At 69.2% G+C, this 10,107-nt stretch carries 8 protein-coding genes; 6 read left to right on the forward strand and 2 right to left on the reverse strand.

Annotation, left to right across the window (positions count from 1 at the left end; translation table 11 throughout):
• Positions 1-28 precede the first annotated feature (28 nt).
• The 4 genes from VD972_RS44600 to asnB all read left to right on the forward strand — a co-directional run bounded on the left by VD972_RS44600 (position 29) and on the right by asnB (position 6,672).
• Positions 29-1,702 (forward strand): DUF6178 family protein, encoded by a 1,674-nt coding sequence (locus tag VD972_RS44600; RefSeq protein WP_324996104.1) that lies wholly within the window; start codon positions 29-31, stop codon positions 1,700-1,702.
• A gap of 151 nt (positions 1,703-1,853) precedes the next feature.
• Entirely contained in the window at positions 1,854-3,143 is a 1,290-nt protein-coding gene (locus VD972_RS44605) for an O-antigen ligase family protein (RefSeq protein ID WP_324996106.1), read from the forward strand.
• Positions 3,133-4,284, forward strand: a complete 1,152-nt coding sequence (locus VD972_RS44610) for a glycosyltransferase (protein ID WP_324996108.1) — start codon at positions 3,133-3,135, stop codon at positions 4,282-4,284. Before VD972_RS44605 ends, VD972_RS44610 begins: the two co-directional genes overlap by 11 nt.
• Before the next feature lie 366 nt (positions 4,285-4,650).
• Complete coding sequence (gene asnB / locus VD972_RS44615) at positions 4,651-6,672, forward strand: asparagine synthase (glutamine-hydrolyzing) (protein WP_324996110.1); 2,022 nt, start codon at positions 4,651-4,653, stop codon at positions 6,670-6,672.
• Positions 6,673-6,733: 61 nt separating this feature from the next.
• Here asnB and VD972_RS44620 read toward each other — a convergent pair whose 3' ends face one another.
• Complete coding sequence (locus VD972_RS44620) at positions 6,734-7,702, reverse strand: YafY family protein (protein ID WP_324996112.1); 969 nt, start codon at positions 7,700-7,702, stop codon at positions 6,734-6,736.
• 115 nt (positions 7,703-7,817) lie between these two features.
• Here VD972_RS44620 and VD972_RS44625 point away from each other — a divergent pair, with 115 nt between their 5' ends.
• Together VD972_RS44625 and VD972_RS44630 are read left to right on the forward strand one after the other, a co-directional pair.
• Positions 7,818-8,771 (forward strand): SDR family oxidoreductase, encoded by a 954-nt coding sequence (locus VD972_RS44625; protein ID WP_324996114.1) that lies wholly within the window; start codon positions 7,818-7,820, stop codon positions 8,769-8,771.
• Between the two features lie 122 nt (positions 8,772-8,893).
• Positions 8,894-9,148 (forward strand): hypothetical protein, encoded by a 255-nt coding sequence (locus VD972_RS44630; RefSeq protein ID WP_324996116.1) that lies wholly within the window; start codon positions 8,894-8,896, stop codon positions 9,146-9,148.
• A 24-nt stretch (positions 9,149-9,172) separates the two neighbouring features.
• On the opposite strand, the gene VD972_RS44635 is transcribed toward VD972_RS44630, so the two are convergent.
• On the reverse strand, positions 9,173-10,107 hold a 935-nt coding region (locus VD972_RS44635), incomplete at its 5' end, for a quinone-dependent dihydroorotate dehydrogenase (protein WP_324996118.1).

Genomic DNA, 10,107 nt, shown 5'->3' on the forward strand with positions numbered 1-10,107 from the left:
CGGGGGGGGGCTGTGGTAGGCACGCGCCGTGTCCGAGAACGTCAAGGGAAATGGCAGGGGAAATGGCCAAGACGCGCAGCTGGCTCACCAGCAGCTGCGCCGGCAGCTGTCCCAGCTTCCAGCGCGGAGGCGGATGGAGGCCCTGGTCGAGGCCCCTGAGGCACGCGCCCTGGTGCGCTCGCTGCCCGCGGAGGAGCTCTACACAACGATCCAGGAGGTAGGGCTGGCGGACGCCACCGAGCTCGTCCAGCTCGCCTCGCCCAAGCAGTTCCAGGCCTTCGTGGACCTGGCGGGCTGGCAGCGGGACCGGATCGATTCCCACGTGCTGCTCACCTGGCTGCGCGCCGCGCGCGGGGACGAGCCCGAGGAGTTCCTCCGAAAGCTCCACGGCATGGATCTCGAGCTGCTCGAGTTCATGCTGCGCGAGTTCACCCAGATGCACGATCTGGAGGAGAACCCGGACGTCAACCCCGAGGGGGTGACGATGGAGACACCCGAGGGCCGCTACCTGATCGAGCTGAAGGTGGAGGGCGTGGAGCAGGCTGCGCTGCGGGCGATCCTCAGGGATCTGATCGCGGAGAACCCCTTCGAGTCGGTGCGGTTGATGGAGGCCACCCGCTGGGAGGTGTCCAGCGAGCTGGAGGAGACGGCCCACCGCTTCCGGGCGGCGCGGCTGCAGGATCTGGGCTTCCCGACGCTCGAGGAGGCGATGCAGCTCTTCAGCCGCGTGGACCTCGGGCCTGCGCCGGCCCGGAGTGCGCAGCCGGCGCTCGCTCCTGTGCAGGGCCACGTGGACGCCCTGGAGGCCGTGTTCCGCGAGCTGACGGAGGTGGAGCGCGAGAACCTCGAGGACGAGCTGCGCGGGGTCGCCAACGCCGCCCTGGTCGCGGAGCTGGCAGATCCGGGAGATCTGGAGGCCGTGCGCCGGGTGGGGGAGGTGGTGCGCGACTACCTCTCCCTGGGGCTGGAGCACCTCACGGGCGGCGAGCTTGCCCGCGCCGCGGAGGTGGTGCGGGACACACCGCTCCAGCGCATCTTCCAGGTGGGCTTCTCTCTCACCCTGACGCTGAAGTTCCGCGCGGACCGGCTGGTGAAGGCGCCGCTGGCCCGGATGGACGACACGATGCTCCTCTTTCCCGAGGAGGCGGCGGCCGTCGAGGCGCTGCGCCTCAAGCGCCCCCGCCGTGCGCTGCGCGTGCAGGGCGCGGAGCCCGTGCCGTTCCGCTCGTTGAGGGAGATCGCCGCCAGCGAGGCGCTGCTCGCCCGGGCGGAGGCGCAGGTGGAGCTGTTCCGCGGGCTGCTGGGGGGCACGGAGGCGGCGGCGCGCGAGGTGCTGGCCCGCTTCGGCGTCGCGCTCTCCGTGCTGGGGGTGGAGCGGCTCTTCACCGCCACTGTTGCCATGGCGGTGCTGGACGGCCGGGCGGATCCGCGCCCTGTGCCGCTGGGGCGCACGGTGGAGTTGGGCGAGCGGCTCTTCGAAGGGACGGCCCAGGCCCCCCGCCTGCGCGCCAGCGCCGCCGAGAGGGCACGCACCGCACTGGAGCCTGCGGTGGCCCCTGAGGCCCGGCCAGAGCTGCGTCGCCTGGTGGACATCACCCTCGAGCGGGTGCTTGGGGAGCTGGGCGCGCCCTACCTCCAGGAGGGCCGCGTGGATCCCACCCTTGCTGTCATCCTTCCCATGGAGGGTGCTCCGATACCGTAATTCTTTCAGCATCCCCCTCCGCGAGGCCCAGGTGTCCGCCGCAAGGCTTTGGATCCACGGGACTTTGCCCGACAGGGTGACTGGCATGTCACCTGCTTATGGCCCTGAGCGCACGCGTTCGTTCCAACGCCGAAGCAGCCAGGAGGAAGGTATGGGTGTAGGAGAGCAGGGGCAGCAGCGAGACGTCCTGGCGTTCTACGCGCTGACCGCTTTTGCGGTGGTCATGTACACCGTGCCCGGTGAGTGGATCCCGGTGCTCGATCCCCTGCGGCTCGCGCTGGTGACCTCGGGAGTGGCGGCGGGACTGATGGCGCTGCGGCGGCTGGGGCGGGCCGAGCCGCTCTACTTCGACGGCGTGCGCGGCCTGGCGCTGCTGGCCTTCTCGGGGCTGGCCTTCGCGTCGGTGTCCTGGTCGGTGAACCCGGACGTGACGCGCTCCACGGGCCTCGAGCTGCTCAAGCTCACCGCCATCTATCTGACGATCATCAACGTCATCACCACGGGCCGGCGGCTGGCGATCCTCTGCGGGGCGATGGTGCTCGCGTCGATCGTGACGTCCATTGGCGTCATCAACTGGTATCAGACGGGAGTGGATCTGGTGGAGGGCTACCGGGCCCGGTGGGTGGGCGTGTTCGCGGACCCGAACCACATGGCCATGAACCTGGGGCTGGTGGTGCCGCTGGCGGTGGCCTTCCTGGCGCGCAAGGAGTCGGGCTGGGTGCTGCGCGTGGCGTGTGGGGCGGCGGCGGGGCTGGCGGTGGCGGCCATCGTGCTGAGCCACTCGCGCGGTGGCTTCATCGGCCTGGCCGTGGCGATGGGAGTGTGGGCCATTCGCGAGAAGCGGCGCATGCAGGCCATTGTGCTGGGCGCGGTGCTGGTGGTGGGGCTGGTGGTGTTCGCGCCTCAGAGCTTCTGGCAGCGCAACGAGACGGTGACCTCCTTCCACGAGGACGCCTCGGCCATGGGCCGCGTCCACGCGTGGCAGGTGGCCTCGCGCATCAGCCTGGATCGGCCGCTGCTCGGCGTGGGCGTGGGGGCCTTCCGCTACGCGTGGCCCTTCTACGCACCCCCGGAGGCCACGCATGCCTTCGTGGCGCACAACATCTTCCTGGATGTGATTGGCGAGCTGGGCTTCGTCGGCCTGCTGCTCTTCCTCGTGTTCGCCGGAGGCGCCACGGGCGGCGCCTTCGCGAGCTCGAAGGACAGCCAGATGGGGTGGCTGGGGCGGGCGCTGGCGGCGTCCATGGCGGGTTATCTCGTGTGCGATCTCTTCTCGGGCTACGTCCTGTCTGCGCACCTGTACGTGCTGTTCGGCATGGCAGCGAGCGCGCACCGGATTGCGCAGGCCCGCGCGGAGACAGCGGCGGTGGTGGTGCAACGGGCGCCGGCGGCGGGCAAGGGCTCGTCGACGGCCTGGGAGGGGTCAGGGCATGCGGCGTGAGGCGGAGGCGGTGGGCGAGGAGCCCATCCGCCTGGTGCAGTTCACCCGGTCGTTTCATATTGGGGGGACGGAAGTTCAGGTGCTGGAGCTGTTGAGAGGGTTGCCGGCGAGGTACCAGCTCCAGGTGTCCGTGCTGGAGGATGCGGGGCCGCTGTCAGCCACGCTCCGGCAGCTCGGCTACATCCCGGAGGAGTTCCCGCTCACGGGCTCGCTGATGCGGCCCAACACGGGCTGGCAGATCGTCCGCATGGCGCGCTGGTTCCGGCGCCACCAGGTGCAGCTGGTGCATGTGCACGACTTCTACTCGACGATGCTGGTGGTTCCCGCGGCGAGGCTGGCCGGGGTGAAGGTCATCGTCGGCCGGCTGGATCTGGCCCACTGGCTGGGCCCGGTGCGCTGCGCGGCACTCGCGGAGCTCACCAACATGGCCGACCACGTGGTGGCCAACGCGGAGGCCATCCGCCGCATGGTGGTGGAGGAGGAGGGGCTGCCCGCCTCGCGAGTGAGCGTCATCCACAACGGCCTGGATCTGCCGCGCTTCGATGATCGGGCCCGAGCCGGCCTCCAGAGTCCACTGCCAGACACGGGCGGGGCGCCCGCGGTGGTGCACGTGGCCAACATGAACCACCCCGTGAAGCGGCAGGAGGATGTGCTGCAGGCGCTCGCCCTGCTGCGGAGCGAGGGGCTGACGCTGCACGCCTGGTTCGTGGGGGATGGTCCGCTGCGCCCGGAGCTGGAGCGCAAGGCGGCGGAGCTGGGGGTGACGGATCGGGCCCACTTCCTGGGGCGCCGGCAGGACGTGCCGGCTATCTACACCCGGGCGAACCTGGGCGTGCTCTGCTCCACGGCCGAGGGCATGTCCAACGCGGTGATGGAGGGCATGGCCGCGGGGGTGCCCATGGTGGTGACGGCGGTGGGCGGCAACACGGATCTCATCGTGGATGGCGAGCGCGGGCGGGTGGTGCAGCCCGAGCGCCCGGCCGAGCTGGCCCAGGCCTTCCGCTGGGTGCTCGAGCACCCCGAGAAGGCTCGGGACATGGGGGCGACCGCGCGGGGCTTCGTGCGGCGGGAGCTCTCCCTGCAGCGCCTGGTGGAGCAGCATGACGCGCTGTACCAACGCGTCCTTCGTTCACCGTCATAGAATAGTGACGGGGAAATCTTGATGAAATGGAATCGCGGGAATACCGTAGTATCCAAGTCCAGGCTGAGGGGCGCGAGGCGGCGCTGAACTTGAGCTTCGTGCAGGCAGAGGTAGAGCTAGGACTGAACTTCTAGGGTTCGGCACCAGATGGGCCGAAGCCCGGGGCGCTCGCCGGTCAAACTCCAAGGGGCCGGCGGGCGCCCTCATTTTTTCGCGCGGTGACTGCCCGGCCTCTGGGCCTGGGGTGCGGTGACTGCGCGGGTTCCGTTCAGTACCGGTTGTCTGCTCGCCGCTCTGGCTCATGGGGCCAGTGGGCAAGGCTCGATCCCATTCTTAGATTCCGCGGCCACAGGGGGAGCTCATTTCATGTGTGGGATTGCTGGAAGGATCGCTGCGGATGCGCAGGGGCGCAGCGACGGGCGCTGGGTGCGGGCCATGTGCGAGCGGATGACGCACCGTGGGCCGGATGGCAGCGGGTTCTGGGAGGGCGGCAGGGCGGCGCTCGGGCACCTGCGGTTGTCCATCATCGATCTGGCGGGAGGCGCCCAGCCGCTGGCGGGCTGCACTCCTGAAGTCCAGGTGACGTTCAACGGAGAGATCTACAACTACCTTCCGTTGAAGGCGGAGCTGGAGGCCAAGGGCCACGTCTTCAAGACCCGATCGGACACGGAGGTGCTGGTCCACGGGTGGGAGGAGTGGGGCGAGCGGCTGCCGGAGAAGCTGCGCGGCATGTTCGCCTTCGCCATCTGGGACGCGCGGCGCCAGGTGGCCTTCCTGAGCCGGGACAGGCTTGGGAAGAAGCCGCTGTACTATGCGCGCGCGGGGCGCGACCTGGTGTTCGCTTCCGAGGTCAAAGCGCTCTTCGCCTCTCCCGGCGTCCAGCGTGAGCTCGATCGCACCCAGCTCCCGGCTTACCTGGCGCTGCGCTACGTGCCAGGGCCGGCCACCCTGTTCAAGGGCGTGCAGCGGCTCCAGCCTGGCCACAGCCTTCGCTTCCAGAACGGCGAAGTCACGGTGTGGCCTTTCTGGGACGTGCCGCTCTCCCAGCCGCCCGAGAAGCGGGTCAGCGAGGGTGAGCTGATGGAGCGCTTCCTCCATCTCTTCGAGGAGTCGGTGCGGATCCGGCTCATGTCCGACGTGCCCGTGGGGGTGTTCCTCTCAGGCGGACTGGACTCGACGGCGGTGACGTGGGCGATGCGCCGCAATGTCACCGGGCCGCTGAAGAGCTTCTCGGTGGGCTACCTGGGGGATCCGGACAGCGAGCTCACCTACGCGAAGATGGCGGCGACGGCTCTGCAGACCGAGCACCACGAGGTGCTGCTCACGCCCGAGGCCTTCGGTGAGTTCATGCCGAGGCTGGCCTGGCACCTGGACGAGCCGCTCGCGGATGCGGCCTGCATCCCGCTCTACTACCTGTCGGAGAAGGCCCGCCAGGAGGGCGTAGTGGTGGTGCTCTCCGGCGAGGGCGCGGACGAGCTGCTCGCCGGCTACCCCATCTACGCCAAGCAGCTCGTGATGGAGCAGATCCACCGGCTCCCGCTCGCGAGCCAGGTCGCAGGGGGGCTGTCCCGGTTCGTCAGTGACGCAAAGCTCCGGAAGTACCTGCAGTGGGTGGCCCGTCCCTTCGAGACGCGCTACCTGGGGGTCTCCCGGGCGTTCTCCGACGAGGCGCTGCTGGCGGAGATGCTCAGCAAGGTATCGGGCCCGAGTGGGGCCGATCGGCTCGAGTACCTGCATGCGCGGACCCGGGGGCTGAGCCCGCTGTCGCGGATGCTCTACTCCGATGTGAAGAGCTGGCTGCCGGACGATCTGCTGATCAAGGCCGACAAGATGTCCATGGCCGCGTCAATCGAGCTGCGCACGCCGTTCCTCGATCACGAGCTGCTGGAGCTGTGCTGGTCCGTGCCGGATCACCTCAAGCTGAAGGGGTGGGTGGGCAAGTACCTGCTGCGGCAGGGCATGAAGTCCAAGCTCCCCAAGGAGATTCTCCACCGGCCGAAGCGGGGCTTCCCGGTGCCGACGGGCTCGTGGTTGCGGAATCAGCTCCACGCACAGGTGCGTGATGAGCTGCTGGCCTCCCGGAGCGCCTGCCGGTCGCTGTTCCCGGCCAAGACCGTGGAGCGGCTGCTCGATGAGCACCGCGCGGCTGGGAACCGCACCGAGGAGGTCTTCGCGCTCTGGTGCCTGGAGAACTGGCACCAGCGCTTCCTGACGGAGGGGACAACCGCCGAGGCCTCGAGCAAGGCGAGCGTGGCGGCCGATGTCTTCGACGCGGATTCCACTCAGTCTTCCGTGCCAGGGGTCGGTCCCAGCACCCAGGTCTCCTGGAAGCAGCCGACGCCCGCGGGCACCACGGCCGAGGGAGAGCGTCCGGGGGACATCCTCTGAGTGAGTCTCTGAGGGCCGGCTCGCCGACTTCGGGAGCCGGCGCTTGGAGCTTCTGAGGTGTTCATGTCGGGCCGTAGAGGGACTGGAGGTCGGCGGAGATCGCGCGCAGCCGGGAGCGAAGAGCCTCGGGGGCGAGCACCTCGACGGAGCGTCCGATGAGACAGAGCTGCGAGAGGGCGATGCTCTCTCGCTCGAAGTCGACGGTGACAGTCTTCGTCCCGTCGGGTGCCCGGTGGGCCTCGGCGAGGCGTGCATGATCGGCCGGAGGCCGGACGTGCTGGAGCGCCTCCTCGCCTTCCGGGGCGACCCGGAGTGAGACTTCGTACCGGGCGCGGCGCTCAGCGAACTGCGCGCACCACTCCTTCCAGAACGCCGCCAGATCGAAGCGCTCGGGCCGCTCGAAGGTCGACGGTAGGAGGCGTGCCTCATCGATGCGTGCTCCGCGAAAGACGCTCGGCCCGCGGTCAGTCCCTGCGACGAGGTACCAGCGGTCGGCCTTGATGACGAGCCCGTACGGCTCCACGATGCGCTTGGAGGCGCGCCCGTCGAAGTCACGGTACGCGAGCCGGACGCGGTGATTCTGCCAGACGGCATCGCGCAGCACGGCGAGGTGTGGCACGGGCTCGCGCTCCGAGAACCAGGATGACGGGTCTGCGTGAATCCGCTGGCGTGCGTACTCGATGACGGATTGCTGGAGGGCCGGGAGCGCGGCTGCGAGCTTCACGAGCCCGCTGCGCAAGGGGGCTGACAAGCCGAGATCCTCGAGCGCGCCAGGTGCTCCGACAGCGGCCAGCGCATGGACCTCCTCGCGCGTGAAGCCGGTGAGCTGAGTGCGCCACCCGTCGACGAGAGACACGCCGCCAGCAGGCCCGCGCGTCGCGAACACGGGCACGCCGGAGGTCGAGAGCGCGTCGAGATCGCGATAGATGGTGCGCTCCGAGACCTCCAGACGCCGTGCGAGCTCGCCAGCTGTCCAGCGTGGCCGGGTCTGCAGGAGCTTCAGCAAGTGGACGAGTCGATCCGCGCGCATGGTGTCCAGAACAATAGGCGCGCAATCCTGACACAGGATGTCAGGAATAGGCAGCTACGGTGCTTGAACCATCCGCGCGGAGATCGCGCATCACACACGGTCTTGGAGGACAGCCATGAAGCCACTGGAGGGACGCATCGCGCTCGTCGCGGGTGCCACACGTGGGGCCGGCCGCGGCATCGCGATGATGCTGGGAGAGGCAGGGGCCACGGTGTACTGCACCGGCCGCAGCGTGCGGGGACGGCCGGCCACCGGCACACGCCCTGAGACCATCGAGGAGACAGCGGAGCGGGTCGACGCGCGAGGCGGCCGTGGGATCGCGGTGCGGACCGACCATACCGTCGAGGGCGAGGTAGCGGAGCTGTGCGCGCGCGTGAAGCGCGAGCAGGGCCGGCTGGACGTGCTCATCAACGACATCTGGGGGGGGGACGAGCTCACGGAGTTCAGCCTCCCTTTCTGGAAGCTCGCGCCGGCGAAGGGCCGGCTCATGCTCGAGCGCGGCATCTACTCGCACATCCTGACGAGCCGCTATGCCGTGCCGCTCATGCTCGAGCACGGCCGAGGGCTGATCGTCGAGATCACCGATGGGGACACCTTCGGATATCGCGGCAATCTCTTCTACGATCTCGTCAAGATGTCGGTCATCCGCCTGGCGTTCGACATGGCGTGGGATCTCCGGCGCCATGCGATTACGGCGCTTGCGGTGACACCGGGCTTTCTCCGTTCGGAGGCGATGCTCGAGAACTTTGGAGTCACGGAGGCGAACTGGCAGGAGGGAGCGGCCAAGGATCCGCACTTCATCGCCTCGGAGACGCCGTTCTATGTGGGCCGGGCTGTCGCGGCCCTGGCGGCAGACCCGAACGTCGCTGCGAAATCCGGACGGGTCTTCAGCTCCTGGGCGCTCGCCAAGGAGTACGGCTTCAAGGATGAGGACGGACGGCAGCCAGATTGGGGCACATACTTCCAGCAAGCCTTCGGGCGCTCCTACGCCGTGGCAGACGAGGCCGCCTACGCGGCCTGGTTGAACGGTCCGATGGAGATCGCCGCTCCCGATTGGCCCAAGGAGTGACGTGGGGGCGCCCGCGGCGCACGAAGGCGTGGCAGAATGGAGGGGTGTTCTGTTCTCACTCTGAGCCGTTCACACGGCGGGAAGCAAAGCACGGCGCCGAGGAGCCCGAAAAGGGTGGGGGCGTGCAGCAGCAGGAGCGCCTGGAAGACACGGTGGGGGGCGGACGCATCCGCTGCCCGAAGTGTAGCTGGCGGCCGCGCAAGACGGACCTCTGGTCCTGCCGCTGTGGCTGCGCGTGGAACACCTTCGACACCGGAGGCATCTGCCCCGAGTGTGGCGCGCAGTGGCGCCACACCCAGTGCCTCCGCTGCCATGAGTGGAGCCCCCACGAGGATTGGTACAAGGCGAAGGCGCCCGAGGAGGGATCGCCTGGGTGAGCTCATGGGCAAGAGTGTCTTGGCTCAGCCTGGGATCGGAGCGCCTGGCTCGGAGGGGGCAATGAGCGTCGGAGCACGGTGCTCCACGCCCACGGCTTCGCGGACAGAGCGGAAGCCGTCCCGAGCGAGCAGGGCGCCCAGCTCCTGGACCACCCGGCGCACCATGCCTGGGCCCTCATAGATGAAGCCCGTATACGCCTGGACCACGGAGGCGCCGGCGCGCAGCTTCTCGTAGACGTCCTGGGCGGTGAAGACTCCACCCACACCGATGATGGGCAGCGCCCCGCCACTGCGCTTCCACGCCCGGCGGATGACAGCGTTGGCCGGCTCGCGCACCGGAGCCCCTGACAGCCCGCCGGCTTCCTGGGCGAGAGGATGCTCGAAGGGGCGGGCCACCGTGGTGTTCGTGGCGATCAGCCCAGAGAGACCGCACTCGAGCGCCACGTCCACCACCTCGTCCACGGCCTCGGGCGTGAGATCCGGCGCAATCTTGAGGAACAGCGGCTTGCCAGGCGCTACTTGCTGGAGGCGCTCCTTCACCGCGCGCAGCAGTGCCGTGAGCTGCTCGGGCTCCTGGAGCTTGCGCAGGCCTGGGGTGTTGGGCGAGCTGGCGTTGACGACGACGTAGTCCCCCAGCGGCGCCAGCACCTCCACACAGGCCACATAGTCCTCCACGGCCTGCTCCAGCGGCGTGTCCTTGTTCTTGCCCAGGTTCACGCCCAGCGGGGCAGGGTGCCAGGAACGCGCGCGCAGATGCTCAGCGGCCACGGCCGCCCCATGGTTGTTGAAGCCCATGCGGTTGATGAGGGCGCGATGCTCGGGGATCCGGAAGAGTCGTGGGGGCGGGTTGCCCGGCTGGGGACGCGGGGTGACGGTGCCAATCTCCACCGCGGAGAAGCCACAGGCGAACAGGCCCTCTACGGCCTCGGCGTCCTTGTCGAGCCCTGCAGCCAGCGCGA

Source organism: Hyalangium sp. (assembly GCF_035629615.1).
Classification (GTDB): Bacteria; Myxococcota; Myxococcia; order Myxococcales; family Myxococcaceae; genus Hyalangium.